A 21,312-nucleotide genomic window follows, 5' to 3' on the forward strand; every position below is an offset into this window, starting at 1 on the left:
TCGCGCTCCGCTGTTAGCCCTCCGCCTGCATGCGCCGATACAGGTCAATATAGGCCTGCATCACGGGGGCCGTGGCATAGTGACGGTTTAGGGTTTCGTAGCCATTGTGGATTAGTTGCTGGCGCAACGCTTCATCATCGGCAAGTCGCATGATGTGCCTTACCAGTGCAGCACTGTCATCTTTGGGGAAGATCAGCGCGTTGTCTTCGTGGCGTGTAATGGCGCTCGCCCCCTGTGAATCCGAACTGACCAGCGGCAGCTGGTGTGACCAGGCTTCGAGCAGAACGCTGCCAAAGGGTTCGTGTCGGGATGGCACGATGAACAGGTCGCTGATATGGCAGTATTGGGAAATGTTGTCGGTCCAGCCGACAAAGTGTACCCGCTGTTGTAATCCCAGCTGCGTGACCTGCTGTTGCAGTGATGCTTCCTCCGGGCCTTGCCCCGCAATAATGTAGACGTACTGTTCAGGCAGCTGCGTGAGCGCGGCAATGGCCGTATCCAGCCCTTTGACGCCATGCAGGCGGGCTGGTGTGAACAGGACTTTCTTGCCTTCAAGCCTCAGTTGCTGGCGCAGGCGCTGCGAGCATTGCGGATCCTCCGGCTTCGCTGGATTGACGAAGTTCGGGATCACGGCAGTGCGTTCAGCAGGGTGTCCACCGTCGCGAATGTGTCGGGCGAGATCATCGGTTGCGCCCACCAGCCAGTGCATGCGAGTAAAGTTCTTCAGTGCATAATAGCCACCCAGTCGTCCCAGATTCAGCGTGCCGTCCACGCGGGGCATGAGGCTGGCGGCACGGCTCATCCAGCACTGTGCAACCTGGGCCTGCTCCCGCTGCGCAATGCGCTTAAGTTGATAGCGGGTGTAAAGATCCCAGCGGGCCATGAACGGTAATTCATATACCCGCACCGAGGTGGCCTTGAACTGCTCTGCCAGCCATGACCCCTTACGGACAACGGCTATGACGCGCACGGCTTCGGTATGGTCCAGCGCGAGACAAAAACGCAGGAAATGGGATTCGGCACCGCCGGGCTTGTTGGCGCCGCAGACCTGCATCACTGTAATCATCGGGACTCCGGTTGGTCAGCGGACGAGCGGTAAAGGTACCCCTTGCCCTTGGGATGGGTCTTGAAACGTCGATGAACCCACATGTATTGCGCCGGATCCTTGCGGATGGCACGCTCGATTTCGGCATTGATACGCGCGGCATCCGCTGCTTCATCCCCTGTCGGAAACGGGGTGATGACCGGAAACAGTTCAAGTTCGTAGCCGGAATCATCCGGCAGACGATGTTGGGCAAGCATCAGGATTGGCGATTTGTTCAGTTTGACCATCCGCGTGGTGGCCGTGATGGTGGCGGCCGGGATGCCGAAAAACGGAGCGTATACCGACTGCTTGCTGCCGAAATCCTGATCCGGCGCATACCAGATAATATGATTCTGGCGCAGTCCTTTGATCACACTGCGGATATCGGAGCGCTCAATGGTCATATCAAAGAAGCGGTTGCGTCCGCGGGTAATGATCTGCTCCATCAACGGGTTGTTATGGCGGCGATACATGGCATCGACGGGATAGAATTCGGAAAACAACAACCCGCCAAGGTCGAGGGTGGAAAAGTGCGCGCCCAGCAAAATAACCCCGTTCTTCTGTTGCAGAGCGGCGTCCAGGTGTTCGCGTCCCTTGAGAGTGACGTGGTTACGCAAGCATTTGCGCGGTGTCCACCACGCCATGGCGGTTTCGAAGATGCCAATGCCGTTGTTGGCAAACACCGCCTTGACCATCTGCTCCTGCTCGGTGTCGCTCAGCTCCGGGAAACACAAGCGGATATTGGTACGTGTGACGTGACGCCGTTTGCCGTTAAGCAGATACAGTCCGCGCCCCAGAATTCGGCCGAGACGTATCTGCCACCGCCATGGCAGGCGGTTGAGCATCCAGAGGATTCCGAATCCCAGCCAGACAGGCCAGAAGCGCGGGCTGATGAAATGTTTAGCGGTACGGTCGTGGCTCACGGATACACCGATGGCTGTGGCTGTGTGGTGAATTGTATCGTTGCATGCAAGGGGCGGCAAACCCGGCCCGGGTGCTGTGCGGAAGGGGAAACGGCGCGGTGACACGAGTCATGTTATGATGCGCCCTTGTACCGCTGATAAAAGATCTGAGTAGGTAGCAGATGAAAATAGCCGTAGCAGGAACGGGTTATGTCGGACTTTCCAATGCTGTGCTGCTGGCACAGCATAACGAAGTCGTGGCGCTGGATATCGTACCCGAGAAGGTTGAGTTGCTGAATGCAGGCCAGGCTCCGATCGAGGATGCCGAGATCAGTGCATATTTGGCGTCGGGTGCGTTGAACCTGCGGGCAACGCTGGACAAGGATGACGCCTATGCCGGCGCTGACTTCGTCATTATTGCCACGCCGACCGATTATGATCCGCAAACCAATTATTTCAACACACGCAGTGTAGAGGCGGTGGTTGAAGATGTGATGGCGCTGAATCCACAAGCGGTGATGGTAATCAAATCGACCGTGCCGGTTGGTTTCACCCGTGCGCTATCCGAGCGTTTGGGGACCTCAAACCTGCTGTTCTCTCCCGAATTCCTGCGTGAAGGGCTGGCGCTATACGACAACCTGTATCCGTCCCGCATCATTGTGGGCGAGCGTTCGGAGCGGGGCGAGAACTTTGCCCGCCTGTTGCAGCAGGGTGCCAAGAAAGAGACGATTCCGCTGCTGTTTACAGACTCGACAGAAGCCGAAGCGATCAAGCTGTTTGCCAATACCTATCTGGCCATGCGGGTGGCGTATTTCAATGAGCTCGACACCTATGCCGAGGTGCATGGGCTGGATGCACGCCAGATTATCGAAGGCGTGGGACTCGACCCGCGTATCGGCACGCACTACAACAACCCGTCCTTCGGATATGGCGGTTATTGCCTGCCCAAGGATACCAAGCAGCTGCTGGCCAACTATGATCAGGTGCCGAATAACCTGATCCGGGCCATTGTCGATGCCAATACGACCCGCAAGGATTTCATTGCCGAGTCGGTGCTGCGCCTTAACCCTGCCGTCGTGGGTATCTATCGACTGGTGATGAAGGCGGGCTCAGACAATTTCCGTGCCTCGGCCATTCAGGGCGTGATGAAGCGGATCAAGGCGAAAGGGGTCGAAGTGGTGGTCTATGAGCCAGTTCTTGATGCCGAAGATTTCTTCAATTCGCGGGTCATTCAGGATCTGGACGAGTTCAAGGCGACCAGCGATGTCATTATTGCCAACCGCTTGACCGACGACCTGCGCGACTGTGCAGACAAGGTCTATACGCGGGACCTGTTTGGCGGCGACGCCTGAGTCCTGTTTCCCTTCAAGCGGTTAGTCAGACCGAATAGCAGAGATACTTCTACCATGTCCGCACACGAGCAGAACAGCCCCTCCGTTTCCGGTGCGTCCGAAATCAGTGCCTGGCAGATCTATCGGCGTCTGTTGGGTTATGCGAAGCACCTATGGCCGGTGTTTCTTGTATGTTTTATCGGTTTTGCCATCTATGGTGCCGGGCAGGCGCTGTCAGCCAAGTGGCTGGAGATGGTGGTGGATACGGTGCAAAAAGGCGCTTACGACCAGCGCTACTTTCTTGCCAGTGCGGTCTTGGGCATTTTCGTGCTGCGGGGCGTGGGTGCCTTCATCGGCAACTACAGTATTGCCTATGTTGGCCGGGAAGTGATTCACCGTTTGCGTACTCAGGTATTTGAACAGTTGTTGCTGCTGCCGTCCCAATATTACAGCCATCACTCCAGTGGCGAGCTGCTGGCCAAGTTGACCTACAACGTCGAGCAGGTCACCGAGTCTGTCACCAATGCGATCAAGGTGCTGTTCCGTGAAGGTCTGACCGTGGTGGGCTTGTTGGGCTACATGTTCTATCTCAACTGGAAGCTGACGCTCATCTTTGTGGCGGCGGGTCCGTTGATCGGACTGGTGGTTTCCATGGCGGCACGGCGGATGCGCAAGCTGAGCAAGCGTATTCAGGAGTCGGTGGGTGACATTACCGAAGCCGCGTCAGAATCCATCAAGGGCTATCAGGTCGTCCGTATCTTCGGGGGTACGGAAGCAGAGAAGCAACGTTTTGAAACGGCCAGTATCAAGAACAAGCAACAGTTCATGAAGCTGGTGGTGACCAAGTCGCTGAACACGCCGATCATCCAGATGCTGGTGGCGCTGGCATTATCCATGCTGCTGTTTCTGGCGATGCATCCGGATGTGATGGGAACCATGAGTACGGGCGGTTTTGTCGCTTTTCTGACGGCGGCGGGCATGATTACCAAGCCGCTGCGACTGCTGACCGATGTCACCTCGATTGTGCAAAAGGGAATCGCGGCGGCAGAAAGCCTGTTTGAAGTCCTGGATGCAACGGTGGAAGAAGACACCGGCGCTCGAGTGCTGGATGAAGTCGGCGAGATCGAATTTCGTCACCTTGGTTTTGCTTATCCCGGCACCGACAAGCAAGTGCTGCAGGACATCTGCCTGCGCTTGCCGCCGGGTAAAACGGTGGCGCTGGTGGGCCGTTCCGGCAGCGGCAAAACCACATTGGCGAGTTTGCTGCCGCGGTTCAATGACGGCTGGAGCGGCGACCTGCTGATCAATGGCGAGCCGCTGGAATCCTTTACGCTGGAAAGTCTGCGCAGCAACATCTCGCTGGTGAATCAGAACGTGGTGCTGTTCAACGGCACCATCGCCGAGAATATCGCCTATGGCAGCATGGCCGGTGCCAGTGAAACGGCGATTTTGGCGGCCGCCGAGGCGGCCCATGTGATGGAGTTTGTGGAGCGCCTGCCGGACGGATTACACACCCGCGTCGGTGAAAACGGCGTGCTGCTGTCCGGCGGTCAGCGCCAACGTATCGCCATTGCGCGCGCCATTCTCAATGATGCGCCGATCCTGATCCTGGACGAGGCAACATCGGCACTGGACACCACATCCGAACGTCATATTCAGGAAGCTCTGGAAGGGGTGATGCGCGGGCGTACCACGCTGGTGATTGCCCACCGCCTGTCTACGATTGAGAAGGCCGACATCATTGTGGTGATGGATAACGGCCGTATTGTGGAGCAGGGCTCCCATTCCGAACTGCTTGAACAGCAAGGTGCGTACGCCCAGTTCCACATCCTTCAGACTGATACTGATCCGAGCTAGCCCTTATGCCTACCCCTACCGCCCCCGAGCGGGGCCTGCTGCGTCTGTTGATCGTATACTTTCTGGCCTGGGGGCTGCTCCCCGGGTTGCTGGTAGAAAGCCTGCCGCTGGATGTGGTTGAAGGCGTGTACTGGGGGCAGGAGTGGCAGTGGGGGTATTACAAACACCCGCCGCTGCCGGCCTGGGTTCTGTACCTGTTTGAGCGCGCTTTGGGTGACGTTGGCCCCTTTGTACTCAGCCAGCTCTGTATTGCCTTGACGCTGTTCTGCGTCTGGCATATTGGCTGTCGGACGCTGGACCGGCCGCGTGCCGCGTTCGGCGTGCTGGCTCTGATGGGGGTGTATTTCTTTACGTGGCCGACCATCGAATTCAACCATAATGTGGCGCAAATGCCGATCTGGGCGGCAGCTGTGTTGCTGTTCCATCGCGGCATTACCCACTGGCGTCATACCGACTGGTTGCTGCTGGGGCTGGTGTCCGGGCTGGGGTTGCTGACCAAATATTCCTACATCATGCTGCTGGCGGCGATGTTCCTGTGGCTGGTGGTGCAGCCCTCGCTGCGGGCCGGATTGCTCAAGCTGCAGCCTTGGGCCGGTGTGCTGTTGATGGGGCTGGTATTCCTGCCGCACCTGTTGTGGCTGGTGGAACATGATTTCCTGCCGTTCAGCTATGCCGCCGCGCGCTCGGAAGCCGCTGCAGCAACCGAATCCCGCTGGCTGGGGCCGCTGAAATTCCTGCTGGTACAGCTGGTTGATCATCTGCCGCTGTTGATTCTGTTGCTGCTGGCCGGTTTCTGGCGCCGGCGCTGCTGGCAGGCACCGTTGGCGAGTTCCGCGTTCCTGTTCTGGATCGGCTTGATGCCGGCGCTGCTGACGGCACTGGGCGCGCTGCTGACAGGTGCCGGAACGCGCGACATGTGGGGCGCGCCGATGTGGAACCTGTCGGGACTGATGCTGGCGGCCCTGATGCCAGCGGCGGTGCTGGCACAGTACTGGCGTCGACTCTGTTGGGTGTTTACCGGTTTCCTTGGCGTGTTGACGGTGCTGATGGTGCTGTTTGTCGGCTTCAAGGACCAGATTCGTGACAAGCCTTCTCGTACCGGCTGGCCCGATGCCGCATTGGCCAATGGCCTCCAGCAACAGTGGCAGCAGCGCAGCGCCTGCCCCTTGTCACTGGTGGCGGGTGACTACTGGCTGGCCGAGACGGTGGCGATCAACCTGTCTCCCCGCGCTGCAGCGATCCCGGACGCCGATTTTACTCTGGCCCCCTGGGCTGATGCCGAGCGCTTGCGCAGGCAGGGAGGGCTGTTGATCTGGGCGTCGGGAGACCGGCGCTGGCAGCAGGCGTTGCCCGAAGCGGGGCACTGGGATGCCGAGGGCGAGCTGATGCTGCCCTGGCCGCGACTGCCTGAACGTGAGCCGTTGGCGGTTCAGTGGCGGCTCTGGCTACCTGAAGGCCGCTGTGACGATTGATTGAACGATCAGATCAGAGCAGCGCGGGGCGCTTGCTCAAGGTGCGCTGATGTTGCTGCAACGCATTGGCGCAGGCTGCACTGGCCAGCCAGTTACGCTCTTCTTCGCGCGCCCGTGCCAGGGGGGAGCGTCCATCGGTATATCCCGGATGACACATGATCAACCCCCCGTCCGGCAGCGTGTTGAACCAGTGTGTCATCATCGTTCCGAAGCCCGCTTCGGGCTGTAGCGAATACATGCCGGCAAAGTCGCGAGTGCCGGCGATGGCGTAACGCCGGCGCATGCGCTCAAATCCCACTCCCATCATGTTCAGAATCAACGCCTTGAAGCGTGCATCGTGGCCACTTAAGGCGGGTGTAGATACGCGGATCCAGGGGCAATTATGACCGTAACGGCGCGCCAGCGTTGTCAGTACGATCTGGCGGATGACGGGGAACATCTGGATATGTTGGTGACCATCGACAAAGTCCGGCGCATGGCCAAGCTGCTGTTCGAACCGGTCCAGTTGAGTCTCCAGCGCCTGCTGGATGTGTTGGCGATCGATCCGTCCGCTCAGGCTCTGTTGCATCAGTTGCCCCAGAGGCGTGGCGTGATCACCCTCGGTCAGATTGAAGTGCAGGCCCAGAGCCGCCTTGCCATGCAGAGCCAGCAGTTCGGTAGCCGCTTCCGCGTGCCAGGCGGGCATGGTGGTCATGCAGCTGGTAGCGGACAGACGACCCTGGCGGATCAGTGCCAGAATGGCGCGGTTGATGCCTTCGGACAAACCAAAGTCATCCGCGCAGAGAACGAGTGAACGGCTCATGCGAATGCCCAGAATTTGCCCAGCACATAGGTCAGTACCGCTACGCTGCCCAGTACCAGCAGCATGGCGATGTCGTAGCGCAAGGGGGTGAACTGCAACAAGGCCCAATACAGGGCCTCATTCAGCATAAAGCTGCTGGCGGCAACCGTGGCGAAGCGGGGCAGGGTGCGCCGGTGCGAACGCTCGCTGGCCTTGAAGGTCAGGTGGCGATGGCCGAAATAGCTGACGTTGAAGGCGACCAGAAAGGCGACCACATTGGCCAGCAGCGGGTGCAGCCCGACCAGTGGTACCAGTAACACCACGATCAGCCAGTGCGTCAGCAGTGCGCTGACGCCGACGAAGATGAAACTCAGCGCTTCACGTGTCATCGGTAGTGTCCGTTGCGGTGGTGCGGTCACGGAAAGAGTGACGACGGCTGACCAGATACAGGGGGCGGGCTTTCACTTCCGAGAAGATGCGGGCGATATATTCGCCGAGGATACCGACCGAAAACAGTTGGATACCGCCCAGAAAGGCGATGCCGGCGGCAATGGTGGGCCAGCCGGGTACGTCCGAGCCGAACAGCAGGGTACGCATCACGATGAGGAACGCATAGAGCAGGGACAGCACGGATATGCCGGCCCCGATCAGCATCCACACCCGCAAGGGGGCACTGCTGAAGCTGGTGAAGCCGGTCAGCGCCAGCGAGGACAGATGACGCAGGCGGAAGTTGCTGGTGCCGCCCATGCGGGGTGCCACTGTGAACGTGACCGCCTTGCTGGGAAAGCCGACCCAGGCGTAGAGGCCTTTCATCATCCGCGAACGCTCCGGCAGCTGGCGCAAAGCCAATACCACGCGACGGTCCAGCAGGCGGAAATCACCGGCATCGGGGTGAATGTCGATTTCGGCACTGCGGCTGAGGACTTTGTAGAACAGGTTGGTCAGGTGGCGCTTGGCTGCTGACTCATCGGCACGGTTGTCACGCACGCCAAACACCATGTCGTAGCCCTGACGCCAGTGATGAAAAAACTGATCGATCGCTTCCAGTGGATGTTGGCCATCGGCGTCCATCAGCAACACGACCTCACCCTCGGCATGGTCAATGCCTGCACTGAGCGCAGCCTCCTTGCCGAAATTGCGGGACAGCTGCAACACGGTGACCGGGTACTCATCGACCAGTGCCGCTGCCACGGCGACGGTCGCGTCCCGGCTGCCATCATCGATCACCAGCAATTCAATTTGGTCGGAAAAACGTTGCAGATAAGCGGTCAGCTCGGGAATGAGTCGGCCCAGATTTTCCGCTTCATTGTAGGCCGGCAGAATGCAGGTGAGGCTGGGCCGGTCTTGCCGTTGTACATCGGGGGAGGGGAAGGTGTTGTCGTCCATACTGATATCCACAGTCGCCGTCGCTTGAGCGGCCATTGTGCTTGATCCTGCAGGGTTGTTCCAGCACTGTGCCTGGCAGGGCTGTGATACACTGCCGCTTTTGTCAGATGAAGCCTGCTGCCGTCGATGAATGCCCTGCTGCTCAGCCTTTACAGCCTCCTGTTCTACGTGCTCACGCCGGTTCTGTTGCTGCGTCTGTGGTGGCGTGGGCGTACGGCTCCCGGTTATCGCCGCAACTGGCGTCAGCGGCTGGGTCTTGGAGCCGTCATTCACCAACCGGTGATCTGGGTACATGCGGTGTCGGTGGGCGAAACGGTCGCGATTGCGCCGCTGGTACGCTGGCTGCTGCAGCGTTATCCCGCACACCGCATTCTGATCACCAACATGACGCCGACCGGTGCGGCGCAGGTGAAATCCCTGTTTGGAGATCGGGTGGAACAACGGTTCTGCCCCTGGGATCTGCCGCTGGCGCTGAGGGTGTTCTTGCGTCGGACACGACCGCAGCTGTGCATCATCGTGGAAACCGAGTTGTGGCCTAACCTGGTGGCACAGTGTGCCCGTGCCAAGGTGCCGGTGCTGTTGGCCAATGCACGGCTGTCGGCGCGTTCAGCCCGTGGCTATCGCAGGTTTGCCGTGCTGGCCCAACCGATGTTGCAGCACCTGGACCTGATCGCGGCACAGAACCATGCCGATGCCGAGCGTTTTATCGCGCTGGGCATGCCGGCCGAGCGAGTTGAAGTCACCGGCAGCATCAAGTTTGATCTGCAGCCGGATGCAGGCAAGGTTGCAGCTGGCCGGCAGTTGCGTGAACGATTGGGGTCGGGTCGGCCGGTGCTGATTGGTGCCAGTACCCATCAGGGTGAAGACGAGATTCTGTTACAGGCCTGGCAGCAGCTGCAGTCGGCGCATCCTGGTCTGGTGCTGATTCTGGTGCCGCGCCATCCCGAGCGGTTTGCCGATGTCGCCCGGTTGTGTCGTCAATACAGCGAGCGGCTGGTGTGCCGCAGCGAGGACGCGCAGCCGGATACACAGACCGAACTTTACCTGGGTGACACCATGGGCGAGTTGATGCTGCTGTATGCCGCCGCCGATATCGCCTTTGTGGGCGGCAGTTTCAGTGGTACCGGCGGGCATAACCCGCTGGAACCCGCCGCGCTGGGGGTACCGGTGGTGATGGGGCCGGACTGTTTCAACTTCCAGAGCATTACCGATGCCCTGGGCGAAGCGGGTGGGTTGGTGCGGGTGGAGACCCCCGCCGCGCTGACCGACCAGTTGGCGCTGTGGCTGGAACGCGCGGACCAGCGCCGTGCGGCGGGTCGGCAAGGGGCCGATTTTGTCGCCGCCAATCGCGGCGCGCTGGGTCGGTTGCAACATGCTGTCGAGCGCTTGCTGCCCTGACGCTGGGGTTGGTCAGACGGCAGCATCACCTGTCGGCGTCTAGACTCAGAGGTCGCTGAAATCGAAGTTCTCGCCCGCCTGTTCGGCAAAGGCCTGGGCCAGTACTTCAGCCAGCGTGGCCTGGTCGGTATCGCGGTGCCACTGCTTGCCATCGTGGTCGAAATGGAAGCCGCCGTGGCGGGTGGCGACCCAAAGCTGCTTCAGCGGTGGCTGGCGGGTAAAGATGATCTGGCTGCCGTTTTCGCACTTCACCGTCATCATGCCGCCATTGCTCTCATAGTCGAGATCACTCTCGGCATCATCCAGAATATCTTCCAGCTGTTCCAGCGTCTGGTCCACTCGGGTCATGAATTCGGATTCGGTCATCACTGCATCTCTCTGCCTGCAAATATCGGTGAATGAGTATAACTCAGCTGCGAGCGGTACTCAGCCCCTGTGGCTGAGGGTATAATCGCGGGTTAAAACCCGTCCTGTCAGGGGCGGCCAACCGATGATGAAGGGATTGATGATGCTGAAACGCTGCTGGCCAGCCGTGCTGCTGGGTGCTCTGCTGCTGTCGGGTTGTGGCCAGAAGGGGCCGCTGTATCTGCCGGACGACACCGCCGCTCACCACATCAATCACAACGAGAGTTTCCATGGATAATTTCGAATACCGCAACGGTCACCTGTACGCCGAAGAGGTGGCAGTGGACCGCATCGCCGAGGAATTCGGCACCCCGACGTACGTGTACTCCCGTGATGCGCTTGAGCGCGCCTATTTGAATTATGCACAGGCTCTGGAAGGCCGCGACGCACTGGTCTGCTATGCCGTAAAGGCCAACTCCAACTTGGCCGTGTTGAACGTGCTGGCGCGCCTCGGTGCCGGGTTCGATATTGTTTCGGCGGGTGAGCTGGAGCGTGTGCTGCGGGCCGGTGGTGATCCTGCCAAGGTAGTGTTTTCGGGTGTCGGCAAGCAGCCGGCGGAGATCCGCCGGGCGCTTGAAGTGGGCATTCTCTGCTTCAACATCGAGTCCGATACCGAGCTGGATCGCATCAACACGGTTGCCGGTGAGCTGGGCGTCAAGGCACCGGTCTCCTTCCGCGTCAACCCGGACGTGGATGCGGGCACCCACCCGTACATTTCCACCGGGCTGAAGGAAAACAAGTTTGGTATCGATATCGATACCGCCGTTGAGGTCTATCGCCGTGCGGCGGCGATGGAGCACGTCAACGTCGTCGGCATGGATTGCCATATCGGCAGCCAGCTGACCGAAGTTAGCCCTTTCCTGGATGCCATCGATCGCCTGCTGGCGCTGCTGGATACGCTGGCGGCAGAGGGTATCCACATCCACCATCTTGATCTGGGTGGCGGCCTTGGCGTCTGCTACACCGATGAGGTACCGCCGACACCGGGCGAGTATATCGAGCAGGTGCTGAACAAGCTGGCCGGACGTGACTACAAGCTGATCTTCGAGCCGGGCCGTTCCATTGCCGCCAATGCAGGGGTAATGCTGACCCGGGTCGAGTTCCTCAAGCAGAGCGGCGACAAGAATTTCGCCATTATCGACGGTGCCATGAATGACCTGATCCGCCCGTCACTGTACGGTGCCTATCAGGAGATTATCCCGGCGCAGCTGCGCGAAGAGGGTGATACCAAGGCCTGGGATCTGGTGGGACCGGTGTGTGAAACCGGTGACTTCCTTGGCAAGGACCGTCAGCTCAATCTGCAGGCGGGTGACCTGTTGGCCGTGTGTTCTGCCGGTGCCTACGGGTTTGTCATGGCGTCGAACTACAACACCCGCCCGCGTCCGGCCGAAGTCATGGTTGATGACAATCAGGCCTGTCTGGTGCGCGCGCGCGAGACCCTGGATGATCTTATGCGTGGCGAGCAATTGCTGCCCGAGACCTGAGCGGAGTCGATACCCATGCTGGTACGTTTTACCAAAATGCACGGACTGGGCAACGATTTCATGGTGATCGATGCGCTGTCGCAGCGTGTGCGGATCACGCCTCAGATCGTGCGCAACCTGTCGGATCGCCATCTGGGCATCGGTTTTGACCAGCTGTTGCTGGTGGAACCGCCGAGCCGCCCGGATATGGATTTCCGTTACCGCATCTTCAATGCCGACGGCTCGGAAGTGGAGCATTGCGGTAATGGTGCCCGTTGCTTCGGCCGTTTCGTGCGTGAGCGCCGGTTGACGACGAAGGACGAGATTCATGTGGAAACCGCCCGTGGCCATGCGGTACTTCACCTGCTGCCCGACCGCCAGGTCGATGTCGATATGGGTGCGCCTGAGCTGCATCCGGCCGAAGTGCCGTTTACGGCCGAGCAGTCGGCGGTGAGCTACCCGGTCGAGGTGGATGGTGAGTACGTCGAACTGAGCGTTGTATCCATGGGCAACCCGCACGGTGTGCTGGTGGTCGATGCTGTCGACAGCGCACCGGTCGAGCGTCTAGGACCGCTGCTGGAATCGCACCCACGCTTCCCGCAGCGCGCCAATATCGGTTTCATGCAGGTGGTCAGCCGCAACGAGATCCGCCTGCGTGTCTATGAGCGCGGTGCCGGCGAGACGTTGGCCTGTGGCACCGGCGCTTGTGCGGCGGTGGTGGCCGGTCGGCTGCGGGGTTTGCTCGACGAGGAAGTGTTGGTACACCTGCCCGGCGGTGATCTGCGGATCTGCTGGCCGGGCGAAGGCCAGGCCGTCCGCATGACGGGGCCTGCGACAACTGTTTTCGAAGGGCAGATCTACCTATGAATGACACTTCGGATGTACTCGAACAGCCGACGCTCAGTGCCGACCAAGTGGCGGACTACCTGGCCGGTCACCCCGACTTTTTCACTGAGCATACGCATCTGTTGGAAAAGCTGTACGTTCCGCATCAACGCGGCACGGCGGTTTCGCTGGTCGAGCGGCAGACATCGCTGCTGCGTGAGCGCAACCAGCAGTTGCACGGCCATCTGGCGGGCATGATCGACGCGGCACGGCACAACGATGTCCAGTTCGAGAAGACCAAGCGCATGGTGCTGGCGCTGCTGGAGGCCTGGACGCTGGATGACGTGGCGGTTGCGGTCGAGGAGAGCCTGTGTCGCGACTTCTACGGTGACGAGACCGAAGTGCTGCTGTTCAGCGAGCGTTCTCTGGGCAGCAACAGCATCCGCACGCTGGCGCGCGCCGAAGATTCACTGGTGCAGCCGTTGATCGAGACCAACCTGCCCAGCTGCGGTCAGCTGTCCGAGGCGATGAACCGTTTCCTGTTTCAGGAGCGCAGCGTCAAGGTACAGTCGGCGGCGGTGGTGCCGCTGGTCAAGGGCGATACACTCGGCCTGCTGGCGATCGGCAGCTACGATCCGCATTACTTTCAAAGCAGCCAGGGCACACTGTTCCTGAGCTATGTCGGTGAAGTGCTCAGTCGGGTGCTGTTCCGCGTCCTGCAGGAGCAGGAGGCCTGAGATGGCCGTGCCGGCCGAAGCGGACTGGCCGCAGCATTTTATCCACTACCTGCGGGTAGAGCGCCAGCTCTCCCCGCATACGCTGAACAACTATCAGCGCGACCTGTCGACGCTGGCGGCCACGCTGTCCGCTGATATCGCCATATGGAGCGCTCTGGACGAAGCCTCATTGCGCTACGCCATCGGTGCATTGCATGCTCAGGGGCAGTCGGGGCGCAGCCTGCAGCGGCTGCTCTCGGCCACTCGTACGTTCTACCGTTTTCTGGCCCGCGAAGGCTGGGTCAGCCGCAACCCGGCGCTCTCGGTGCAGGCTCCGAAGGCCGCTCGGCGGCTGCCGCAGACGCTGGATACCGAACAGGTCGGTGCGCTGCTGACGGTGCCGGGCGACGAGCCACTGGATATTCGTGACCGCGCGATCATGGAGTTGATCTACTCTTCAGGGCTGCGCGTATCCGAGCTGGTCGGTGTAGACCTGCGTGATCTGGACCCCGCCGATGGCGTGATTACGGTGCTGGGCAAGGGTAACAAAATGCGTCGTTTGCCCGTCGGTCGCCTGGCCCGCGAAGCCTTGCGGCGGTGGCTACCGGTGCGCAACACGCTGGCGGCCGCGGATGAAACCGCCCTGTTTGTCGGTTTGCGTGGGCAGCGGCTGACCACGCGCGCCGTCGAACAGCGCCTGCGCAAGCGCGGCGCCGAGCAGGGGACGCAGGGGCGAGTGTATCCACACCGACTGCGGCACAGCTTTGCCAGTCATCTGCTGGAATCCAGTGGTGATCTGCGTGCGGTGCAGGAGCTGCTCGGCCATGCCAATATCAGTACTACCCAGATCTATACCCACCTCGACTTCCAGCATTTGATGGATGTCTACGAACAAGCTCACCCACGTGCGAAGGAACAGCAGGATGATTAAATGTGTCACCTTTGATCTGGACGATACGCTTTGGGCTGTCGATCCGGTGATCCGTGAAGCCAATCGAACGCTTTGGCAGTGGCTGGATGATAATGCCCCCCTGTTCACGGCCGGTCACCAGCTGACGGATATGGCGGAAGGGTCGGCACTGCGCCGTGAGTTGTTGGAGGAGATGCCGGAGATCGCCCACAGTGTCAGCCTGATCCGGATCAAGCTGCTGGAGCGGGGCTGTCTGGCGGCCGGTTACACGGCCACTGAAGCGATCATATTGGCTGAGCGTGCGTTCGAAGTGTTTATGCAGGCCCGACATCAGGTTGAGTTGTTTGAGCATGCCCAGGCGATGCTGGAACAGTTGCGGCGTGAGGGCTACATCATCGGTGCGCTCAGCAACGGCAATGCGGATGTGGGCCAGACCCTGCTGGGTAACCTGTTTGATTTTCAGTACAACGCCGAGCATGTCGGTTATGCCAAGCCGCACCCGCGCCTGTTCGAGCAGGCGCTGCAGTATACCGGGCTGCGCCCTGAACAGGTGGTCCACATCGGTGACCATCCGCTCAATGATGTGCGGGCTGCGCGGGACGCGGGACTGTGGACGATATGGGTCAACCTGCCGGGGCAGCAGTGGCCACAACCGGCTCGAGCGGATGCCCGAGTCAGCTGCCTGTCAGCCATCCCCGAGGAGGTCACGCGGCTGGCGGCCAGAGCTGACCGCCGCGTGACCCTCTAGGATGACTCAGGTGCGGAAACTGGCCACGGCATTTTGCAGATCGGCGGCCTGCTGCGCTACCAGCTGACTGGCATCGGCATTCTGCCCGACCTGATCATTGGCCCCGGCCATGATCGCACGAATATGCTCGATGTTTCGTGTGATTTCAGCCGCCACGGCGGCCTGCTCCTCGGTGGCGGAGGCAACCTGCGTGGTCATGTCGACGATGCTGGCGGCCCCGCGGGTGATGGTGCTCAGGGCCTCAATGGTTTCGCTGGCCTGCTCGGCACTGAGTTCGCTGTCGCGGACACTTTCCTGCATCAGGCGACTGACATTGTGCGTCTGTTCCTGCAGGCTCAGGGTCATCTGTTCGATCTCGGCGGCGGAGTGCTGCGAACGTGATGCGAGCGTACGCACCTCATCGGCAACTACGGCAAAGCCACGTCCCTGTTCACCGGCGCGAGCGGCTTCGATGGACGCATTCAGCGCCAGCAGATTGGTCTGATCGGCAATATCCTTGATTACCTCGAGCATGGTCGCGATACGGTCGCTGTCGTTGCGCAACTGTTCAACCACGCTCGCGGTTTCACGCGCTTTCCCTGCCATCAATTGCAAGGCGTCGATGCTGCTGCTGACGCGCGCGGTACTGTCGGCGGCATTCTGCTCGGCTTGGGCCGCGGTGGCGGCGGTGCTTTCGGTGTTGCCGGCAATTTCCTGCATGGAACTTTCCATCTGCTGCACCGCTGCAGCTACCTGGAGTACCTGGTTCTGCTGTTTGCTGATGCCATCGGCCGTGTCCTGTGTGGTTGATGACAGCTGTCCAGCAGCCGTTGCCAGCTGCGCTGATGTGCCGGCGACACGGGCAATCAGATCGCGAAAGCTATCCATCATATGATTGAAGTCGCCAGCCATCTGCCCGACTTCATCCTGGCTGTCGGTAGTAAATCTCAGTGTCAGGTCATGTTCGTCACTGGCCTGTTTCATGGTGCGTGCCAGGGCATTGATCGGGCGCAGGATGCTGCGACCCAGCAACAGTGCCGGAATCACGGTAGCGAGTATGGCGATCAGAATGGCGACTATGGCGGTCATCAGCAGGCGCTGCTGTTCGGCTTCCAGGCGCTGTTCCAGATGGTGTTCCAGTGCGTTCTGGATCTCATCAGTGCTTTTGACCGCATTGCGCATCTCGCCCATCAAGCCCTGCTCAACACTCAGGCCCAGGCGGCGGTAAGAGTCGACCAATTGGGTGAAGGCATTCTGGTATTCATCCAGCAGTGGATGCAGGTAAGCACTTTGCGAGGGCAGCAACAACATGTCGATCTGCTGTTGCAGACGCGTCATTTCCTGCTGAAAGCGGTCCAGATACTTGGCGTCCAGGCGGAGCATGAAATCTTTCTCGTGACGGCGCATCTGTAACAGCGTGCTGAGCAGGTCACTGTTGTCGGTGGCGCGGATCTCGCGTTCGACGGAGTGGATCGCTTGGCGTACCTGGCCACGCAAGCCGGTATCGGGGGTGAGGCCGATATCGGTTCTCAGTGTGCTGACAGCAGTGAAGGTCTGGCGGTAGGTCTGCATGCGCTGTGCGAAGGTGTTCAACTGGTCGTCGAGCGCGGCACCTTCAAGCAGCTGCTGAAGTGCCCTCAACTGGGTGTTGAAGGTGTCATAGGTGCTGTCAAAGCGGGTCAGATAGTCGGTATCCAGGCGCGCCAGGAAGTCTTTTTCGTAGCGGCGCAGATCGAGCTTGCGGGTTTCCACCTGGGTCAAAGTCTGGCTGGTCATGACCAGTTCACGGTACTGCCCCAGGGTGTAATGAATAATCAGACCCATGCCAATGAAGCCTGCCAGAATCAGGGCGATCAGGGTGGTCAATTTTTGTTTGATGGTCATGCCGAAGGGCGTCCAGAGTTCAGTTACTGCATCCATGAACCGGGTGAGCACGCTTCAATCCAGGAAGAGTGCCAGCAGATCGTTCAAGAACAGGCGTCCCTGAGGGGTGGGGGCCAGCAGCGACCTGTCGTCGACCAGCAAACCCATCTGCCGAGCTCTGTTCAAGACAGGCTCTAAAGTGGACACGGTAACCCCGGTGCGGGTCTTAAACAAGTCTACAGACGTGCCTGAAGTCAAACGCAGAGCATTTAGCATGAATTCGAAGCCGCGATCATCGAGCGCGATGCTTTCTTCCCCGGCCAGTCGGCGGGCGGGCTCGAAATACCCCTTGGGCTGGCGCTGCTTGTGGCGGCGCAGGATCTGCAGCTGGCCATCGTTATCGTAATGGCTGATCTTGCCATGGGCGCCGGCACCAATGCCTAAGTAGTCGCCGAACTGCCAATAATTGAGGTTGTGTCGGGCTTGCTGTTCCGGGCGGGCATAGGCCGAGATCTCGTACTGGGCATAGCCCCGTGTGTCGAGCAGCGCCTGGCCTTGCTCTTGAATATCCCACAGGGATTCGTCCACCGGCAGCTGCGGCGGGCGGGCATGAAATTCGGTATTGGGTTCGATGGTGAGCTGATACCAGGACAGGTGGCCGGGGTCGAAATCCAGTGCCTGTTTCAGATCGCTTAGTGCCTGCTCGACACTCTGTCCCGGCAGACCGTGCATCAGGTCCAGATTGACGCGCGGGAATATCGCTACGGCGGCATCGGCCGCACGCAGGGCGTCGTCCGGATTATGGACGCGGCCCAGGCGCTGCAGATGTTCAGCGTTGAAGCTTTGCACGCCGATTGACAGGCGATTGATGCCAGCGGCGTGATAGCCTTCGAAACGCGCCCGTTCAAAGGTACCGGGGTTGGCTTCCAGGGTGATTTCGGCGTCCGCGACCAGTGCGATCCGTTGGCGAATACCCTGCAGCAGACGGTCGATCGCGGCAGCACTGAACAGGCTGGGCGTGCCGCCACCGATGAAGATCGATTGCAGGGGGCGCCCTGCCGCCAGAGGCAGTTCGGCGTCCAGATCCTCCAGCAAGGCGTCCACATAAGCGGCCTCGGGCAGCTGCTCCGGCGCGGCATGGGAGTTGAAGTCGCAATAGGGGCATTTGCGTATGCACCAGGGGATATGCACATACAACGACAGTGGCGGCAGACTCATGCGTGGCTGAGCCATGGGCCGATAGCGGCGATGAACTGGCGCACGGCCTTGCCGCGGTGGCTGTATTGCTGCTTCTGCTCGGGGTTGAGTTCGGCGCTGGCGCAGTCGGCTTCCGGCACGTAAAACAGCGGGTCGTAGCCGAAGCCGTTATGGCCGTGAGGTGCGGTCAGAATACGGCCTTCCCAGCTGCCCTGGCAGATCAGCGGGGTCGGGTCTTCGGCGTGGCGCATGAACACCAGTACGCACTGGAAACGGGCCGTGCGTTGTTCGGCGGGCACCTGTACCAGGGCCTGCAGCAGTTTGGCATTGTTTTCGTCATCGCCACAGCCTTCACCGGCATAGCGTGCCGAGTAGATTCCCGGTGCGCCATTGAGGGCATCGACCTCAAGGCCGGAATCATCCGCCAGTGCAGGCAGTCCGGTGATGCGCGCGGCATGGCGCGCCTTGAGAATGGCGTTTTCAACGAAGCTGAGCCCGGTTTCCTCGGCATCCTGTACGGCGAATGCCGATTGCGGCATCACCTCAATCTGCAGGGGGGCAAAAATCTCGCCGAATTCCTTCAGTTTGCCGCGGTTGCCGCTGGCCAGAACAATCTTGTCTATCATGCGGTGTACTACTCAGTCGACGTAAAAGCGTTGATCAAATTCGATGTTGTACGCCGGGCGGTTCGGGTCCGGCTGCACACGTAACGTGATTTTCAGTTGTTCATCTTCGGTGAAGCGGAAGCTGCCGATGTAATACAGCGCGTTGCCTTCATCGATCTTCTTGAACTCCAGCTGCTGAGCCTGGCCGAGCAGGTTGGCGGCCTGGCCGGAGACAATGGCGGTGGTCGGCTGCTTGTTGCCGTCTGCGCCAATTTCCAGTACCGAGACGTTGACCAGTGCCCGGTACTTGCTGCGGACCAGGCCGTTCTGTTGTGCCACTTCAGGGGTGATGAAGCTGGAGTTGAAAGCGTTGTAGTGAATTTCGTAACGGCCATCGGCCATGGACTGTTCGGCCAGCGCCATGGGGCTGAAGACCAGTGCGGCGATGGCCAGCAGACGGCTCAGGGTTGCAGGATAAAAACGCATGTTGTCCTCCTTGGTATCGGGTGCCCTAGCGGGTGATACGGTAGATGGCGATTTCGCCGAGCATGTTGGGCCACAATTTTATCCACCAGCGGTGCCGGTGGGTGTGGTCAACGACGGTACGCTCCAGAATCTCGATGTTGCGGTCAACACACAGGTTCTCGAAATCCTTGAAGGTGCAGAAGTGGATGTTCGGCGTGTTGTACCAAGTATAGGGCAGAAACTTGGATACCGGCATCTTGCCGCGGAAGGCAAGATAGCCCCGTGCGCGCCAGTGCGCGAAGTTGGGGAAGGTGACGATGCATTCGCGGCCGATGCGCAGCATTTCGTCGACGATCAGGTCCGGGCGGTGCATGCTCTGCAGTGCCTGAGTCATGATGACGGTGTCAAAGCTGGCGTTGCCGATTGAGGCGAGGCCGTCGTCGATATCCTTTTCGATCACGCTGACGCCCTTGTCGATACAGGCCGTCAGGTTGTCGTGGTCGATTTCCAGACCGTAGCCGGATACGTTTTTCTTGGCTTTCAGGTGGGCCAGCAGCTCGCCGTCGCCACAGCCGAGGTCGAGTACCCGCGAGTCGGGGCGAACCCACTCGTTGATGATTTCCAGATCAGCGCGCATGGTCGGCACCTCCTTTGGCTTGGGGCAGGGCGTTGGCGATCCGGTTCATGTAACTGCGGAACACCTCCATGTAACGCGGGATCGGAATGAGGAAGGCATCATGGCCCTGGGGCGCGTCGATTTCGGCATAGCTGACCGGCTTGCCGGCGGCGATCAGGCCGTCGACCAGCTCGCGTGAGCGCTCCGGCGAGAAACGCCAGTCCGTAGTGAACGACACCACCAGAAAGTCGCACTGTGCCGGACTCAGCGCAGCGGCGAGGTCGTGGCCCTGTTCGCCGGCGGGATCAAAGTAGTCCAGTGCCTTGGTCATCAACAGATAGGTGTTGGCATCAAAAGAGGAGGAGAAGCGTTCGCCCTGATACTGCAGGTAGGACTCCACCTCGAACTGGGGGTTGAAGTCGAAGCTGAGCTTGCCGTCCTTGAGTTCGCGGCCGAACTTGTCACGCATGCCGTCATCGGACAGATAGGTGATGTGGCCGACCATGCGCGCCAGCATCAACCCGGTGCGTGGTACGGTCTCGTGTTCGTAATAGTGACCGTCGTGGAATTCCGGGTCTTTGCTGATCGCCTGACGTGCGACTTCGTTGAAGGCGATGTTCTGGGCGCTGAGCTTGGCTGCCGAGGCGATCACGGCACAGTGACGCAATCGGTTCGGATAGCTGATCGCCCATTGCAGGGCCTGCATGCCGCCTAGACTGCCACCGACGACCGCTGCCCATTGCTCAATACCCAGACGATCGGCGAGGCGGGCCTGGCTGTCGACCCAGTCCTTTACGGTCATGATCGGGAAATCGGGGCCATAGGGCTTGCCGGTATCCGGGTTCAGCGTGTTGGGGCCGGTGGAACCGTGGCAGCCGCCCAGATTGTTGACGCCGACGACGAAGAAACGGTTGGTGTCGATCACCTTGCCGGGGCCAATGGCGGAGTCCCACCAGCCGGGCTTGCGCTCGTCCATGCTGTGATAACCGGCGACATGGTGATGGCCGGACAGGGCATGGCAGATCAGCACGGCGTTGGAGGCGTCTGCATTGAGCTCACCGTAGGTCTCGATCATCAGATCCCAGGTGTTCAGGCTGCGGCCGCAGCTCAAGGGCAGGGGTTGGTCGAAATGGATGCGTTGGGGGCTGACCAGCCCCACACTGTCATCGGGTATTACAGCAGGCATGGTGATGTCTCACTCGTCAAGGATGCAGAAACGGCTTGAGGGTGGCGCGCAGGCGCCGGGGTGATTGAGCATCACATGTCGTAGTGCAGAGCCCGACAGAGCATCAGAAACCTGGCTGTAAAC

22 protein-coding genes are annotated in these 21,312 nt (G+C 60.1%); 10 read left to right on the top strand and 12 right to left on the bottom strand.

Going from position 1 to position 21,312, the window contains the following annotated elements; translation table 11 throughout:
* Positions 1–13 precede the first annotated feature (13 nt).
* Both CLV44_RS08535 and lpxL read right to left on the bottom strand, forming a co-directional pair.
* Positions 14–1,066: a glycosyltransferase gene (locus tag CLV44_RS08535; RefSeq protein ID WP_106591697.1), complete on the bottom strand. Its 1,053-nt coding sequence runs from the start codon at positions 1,064–1,066 to the stop codon at positions 14–16.
* A complete protein-coding gene (lpxL, locus tag CLV44_RS08540) occupies positions 1,063–2,007 on the bottom strand; it encodes an LpxL/LpxP family Kdo(2)-lipid IV(A) lauroyl/palmitoleoyl acyltransferase (protein ID WP_106591698.1) in 945 nt (314 codons plus the stop codon). Before lpxL ends, CLV44_RS08535 begins: the two co-directional genes overlap by 4 nt.
* Positions 2,008–2,168: 161 nt before the next feature.
* On the opposite strand from lpxL, the gene CLV44_RS08545 reads away from it, so the two are divergent.
* The 3 genes from CLV44_RS08545 to CLV44_RS08555 are packed head-to-tail and all read left to right on the top strand — an operon-like array spanning position 2,169 to position 6,646.
* A complete protein-coding gene (locus CLV44_RS08545) occupies positions 2,169–3,338 on the top strand; it encodes a nucleotide sugar dehydrogenase (protein ID WP_106591699.1) in 1,170 nt (389 codons plus the stop codon).
* Positions 3,339–3,392: 54 nt separating this feature from the next.
* Positions 3,393–5,174: a lipid A export permease/ATP-binding protein MsbA gene (gene msbA / locus CLV44_RS08550; protein ID WP_106591700.1), complete on the top strand. Its 1,782-nt coding sequence runs from the start codon at positions 3,393–3,395 to the stop codon at positions 5,172–5,174.
* A gap of 5 nt (positions 5,175–5,179) precedes the next feature.
* Positions 5,180–6,646, top strand: coding sequence for a glycosyltransferase family 39 protein (locus CLV44_RS08555; RefSeq protein WP_106591701.1), 1,467 nt, complete (start codon positions 5,180–5,182; stop codon positions 6,644–6,646).
* Between the two features lie 13 nt (positions 6,647–6,659).
* Here CLV44_RS08555 and CLV44_RS08560 read toward each other — a convergent pair whose 3' ends face one another.
* The 3 genes from CLV44_RS08560 to CLV44_RS08570 are packed head-to-tail and all read right to left on the bottom strand — an operon-like array spanning position 6,660 to position 8,849.
* Positions 6,660–7,448: a ChbG/HpnK family deacetylase gene (locus CLV44_RS08560; RefSeq protein ID WP_106591702.1), complete on the bottom strand. Its 789-nt coding sequence runs from the start codon at positions 7,446–7,448 to the stop codon at positions 6,660–6,662.
* Complete coding sequence (locus CLV44_RS08565; protein WP_106591703.1) at positions 7,445–7,816, bottom strand: GtrA family protein; 372 nt, start codon at positions 7,814–7,816, stop codon at positions 7,445–7,447. The genes CLV44_RS08560 and CLV44_RS08565 overlap by 4 nt, the downstream gene beginning before the upstream one ends.
* Positions 7,806–8,849, bottom strand: coding sequence for a glycosyltransferase family 2 protein (locus CLV44_RS08570; RefSeq protein ID WP_211298104.1), 1,044 nt, complete (start codon positions 8,847–8,849; stop codon positions 7,806–7,808). The genes CLV44_RS08565 and CLV44_RS08570 overlap by 11 nt, the downstream gene beginning before the upstream one ends.
* Before the next feature lie 90 nt (positions 8,850–8,939).
* On the opposite strand from CLV44_RS08570, the gene waaA reads away from it, so the two are divergent.
* The gene (waaA, locus tag CLV44_RS08575) at positions 8,940–10,211 is read left to right on the top strand and encodes a lipid IV(A) 3-deoxy-D-manno-octulosonic acid transferase (RefSeq protein WP_245912646.1); all 1,272 of its coding nucleotides are present in this window, start codon (positions 8,940–8,942) and stop codon (positions 10,209–10,211) included.
* A gap of 45 nt (positions 10,212–10,256) precedes the next feature.
* Here waaA and cyaY read toward each other — a convergent pair whose 3' ends face one another.
* Positions 10,257–10,577 (bottom strand): iron donor protein CyaY, encoded by a 321-nt coding sequence (cyaY, locus tag CLV44_RS08580; protein WP_106591704.1) that lies wholly within the window; start codon positions 10,575–10,577, stop codon positions 10,257–10,259.
* A gap of 142 nt (positions 10,578–10,719) precedes the next feature.
* Between cyaY and lptM the strand changes: the two genes are divergently transcribed.
* From lptM to CLV44_RS08610, 6 genes are read left to right on the top strand one after another with little or no spacing between them, the layout of a single operon-like run.
* Positions 10,720–10,854, top strand: coding sequence for an LPS translocon maturation chaperone LptM (gene lptM, locus CLV44_RS08585; RefSeq protein ID WP_211298108.1), 135 nt, complete (start codon positions 10,720–10,722; stop codon positions 10,852–10,854).
* Complete coding sequence (lysA, locus tag CLV44_RS08590; protein ID WP_106591705.1) at positions 10,847–12,100, top strand: diaminopimelate decarboxylase; 1,254 nt, start codon at positions 10,847–10,849, stop codon at positions 12,098–12,100. Before lptM ends, lysA begins: the two co-directional genes overlap by 8 nt.
* A 15-nt stretch (positions 12,101–12,115) precedes the next feature.
* On the top strand, positions 12,116–12,946 hold the full coding sequence (dapF, locus tag CLV44_RS08595; RefSeq protein ID WP_106591706.1) for a diaminopimelate epimerase: 831 nt from the start codon (positions 12,116–12,118) through the stop codon (positions 12,944–12,946).
* Positions 12,943–13,641, top strand: coding sequence for a DUF484 family protein (locus CLV44_RS08600; RefSeq protein ID WP_106591707.1), 699 nt, complete (start codon positions 12,943–12,945; stop codon positions 13,639–13,641). The genes dapF and CLV44_RS08600 overlap by 4 nt, the downstream gene beginning before the upstream one ends.
* A 1-nt stretch (position 13,642) precedes the next feature.
* Entirely contained in the window at positions 13,643–14,551 is a 909-nt protein-coding gene (gene xerC, locus CLV44_RS08605) for a tyrosine recombinase XerC (protein WP_106591708.1), read from the top strand.
* Positions 14,544–15,278, top strand: coding sequence for an HAD family hydrolase (locus CLV44_RS08610; RefSeq protein WP_106591709.1), 735 nt, complete (start codon positions 14,544–14,546; stop codon positions 15,276–15,278). Before xerC ends, CLV44_RS08610 begins: the two co-directional genes overlap by 8 nt.
* A 6-nt stretch (positions 15,279–15,284) precedes the next feature.
* Here the strand turns inward: CLV44_RS08610 and CLV44_RS08615 are convergent, their stop codons facing one another.
* From CLV44_RS08615 to metX, 6 genes are read right to left on the bottom strand one after another with little or no spacing between them, the layout of a single operon-like run.
* A complete protein-coding gene (locus tag CLV44_RS08615) occupies positions 15,285–17,192 on the bottom strand; it encodes a methyl-accepting chemotaxis protein (protein ID WP_106591710.1) in 1,908 nt (635 codons plus the stop codon).
* 3 nt (positions 17,193–17,195) lie between these two features.
* Positions 17,196–18,338 carry a radical SAM family heme chaperone HemW gene (gene hemW / locus CLV44_RS08620; protein ID WP_245912647.1) on the bottom strand — a complete coding sequence of 381 codons (1,143 nt, stop codon included), beginning with the start codon at positions 18,336–18,338 and terminating at the stop codon, positions 17,196–17,198.
* Entirely contained in the window at positions 18,335–18,943 is a 609-nt protein-coding gene (gene rdgB / locus CLV44_RS08625; RefSeq protein WP_146139988.1) for an RdgB/HAM1 family non-canonical purine NTP pyrophosphatase, read from the bottom strand. Before rdgB ends, hemW begins: the two co-directional genes overlap by 4 nt.
* Before the next feature lie 12 nt (positions 18,944–18,955).
* A complete protein-coding gene (locus tag CLV44_RS08630; protein WP_106591712.1) occupies positions 18,956–19,408 on the bottom strand; it encodes a DUF4426 domain-containing protein in 453 nt (150 codons plus the stop codon).
* Between the two features lie 25 nt (positions 19,409–19,433).
* Positions 19,434–20,024: a methionine biosynthesis protein MetW gene (gene metW / locus CLV44_RS08635; RefSeq protein WP_106591713.1), complete on the bottom strand. Its 591-nt coding sequence runs from the start codon at positions 20,022–20,024 to the stop codon at positions 19,434–19,436.
* The gene (metX, locus tag CLV44_RS08640) at positions 20,014–21,189 is read right to left on the bottom strand and encodes a homoserine O-succinyltransferase MetX (RefSeq protein ID WP_106591714.1); all 1,176 of its coding nucleotides are present in this window, start codon (positions 21,187–21,189) and stop codon (positions 20,014–20,016) included. Before metX ends, metW begins: the two co-directional genes overlap by 11 nt.
* Positions 21,190–21,312 lie beyond the last annotated feature (123 nt).

The sequence above is a fragment of the Marinobacterium halophilum genome, assembly GCF_003014615.1.
In the GTDB taxonomy this organism is placed as follows: Bacteria; Pseudomonadota; Gammaproteobacteria; order Pseudomonadales; family Balneatricaceae; genus Marinobacterium; species Marinobacterium halophilum.

Excerpts from the sequence above, each read along its gene's own strand:
- CLV44_RS08535 (WP_106591697.1), bottom strand. The coding sequence starts at position 1,066 with ATGATTACAGTGATGCAGGTCTGCGGCGCCAACAAGCCCGGCGGTGCC.
- CLV44_RS08545 (WP_106591699.1), top strand. The coding sequence starts at position 2,169 with ATGAAAATAGCCGTAGCAGGAACGGGTTATGTCGGACTTTCCAATGCT.
- msbA (WP_106591700.1), top strand. The coding sequence starts at position 3,393 with ATGTCCGCACACGAGCAGAACAGCCCCTCCGTTTCCGGTGCGTCCGAA.
- CLV44_RS08555 (WP_106591701.1), top strand. The coding sequence starts at position 5,180 with ATGCCTACCCCTACCGCCCCCGAGCGGGGCCTGCTGCGTCTGTTGATC.
- CLV44_RS08560 (WP_106591702.1), bottom strand. The coding sequence starts at position 7,448 with ATGAGCCGTTCACTCGTTCTCTGCGCGGATGACTTTGGTTTGTCCGAA.
- CLV44_RS08565 (WP_106591703.1), bottom strand. The coding sequence starts at position 7,816 with ATGACACGTGAAGCGCTGAGTTTCATCTTCGTCGGCGTCAGCGCACTG.
- CLV44_RS08570 (WP_211298104.1), bottom strand. The coding sequence starts at position 8,849 with ATGGCCGCTCAAGCGACGGCGACTGTGGATATCAGTATGGACGACAAC.
- waaA (WP_245912646.1), top strand. The coding sequence starts at position 8,940 with ATGAATGCCCTGCTGCTCAGCCTTTACAGCCTCCTGTTCTACGTGCTC.
- cyaY (WP_106591704.1), bottom strand. The coding sequence starts at position 10,577 with ATGACCGAATCCGAATTCATGACCCGAGTGGACCAGACGCTGGAACAG.
- lptM (WP_211298108.1), top strand. The coding sequence starts at position 10,720 with ATGCTGAAACGCTGCTGGCCAGCCGTGCTGCTGGGTGCTCTGCTGCTG.
- lysA (WP_106591705.1), top strand. The coding sequence starts at position 10,847 with ATGGATAATTTCGAATACCGCAACGGTCACCTGTACGCCGAAGAGGTG.
- dapF (WP_106591706.1), top strand. The coding sequence starts at position 12,116 with ATGCTGGTACGTTTTACCAAAATGCACGGACTGGGCAACGATTTCATG.
- CLV44_RS08600 (WP_106591707.1), top strand. The coding sequence starts at position 12,943 with ATGAATGACACTTCGGATGTACTCGAACAGCCGACGCTCAGTGCCGAC.
- xerC (WP_106591708.1), top strand. The coding sequence starts at position 13,643 with ATGGCCGTGCCGGCCGAAGCGGACTGGCCGCAGCATTTTATCCACTAC.
- CLV44_RS08610 (WP_106591709.1), top strand. The coding sequence starts at position 14,544 with ATGATTAAATGTGTCACCTTTGATCTGGACGATACGCTTTGGGCTGTC.
- hemW (WP_245912647.1), bottom strand. The coding sequence starts at position 18,338 with ATGAGTCTGCCGCCACTGTCGTTGTATGTGCATATCCCCTGGTGCATA.
- rdgB (WP_146139988.1), bottom strand. The coding sequence starts at position 18,943 with ATGATAGACAAGATTGTTCTGGCCAGCGGCAACCGCGGCAAACTGAAG.
- CLV44_RS08630 (WP_106591712.1), bottom strand. The coding sequence starts at position 19,408 with ATGCGTTTTTATCCTGCAACCCTGAGCCGTCTGCTGGCCATCGCCGCA.
- metW (WP_106591713.1), bottom strand. The coding sequence starts at position 20,024 with ATGCGCGCTGATCTGGAAATCATCAACGAGTGGGTTCGCCCCGACTCG.
- metX (WP_106591714.1), bottom strand. The coding sequence starts at position 21,189 with ATGCCTGCTGTAATACCCGATGACAGTGTGGGGCTGGTCAGCCCCCAA.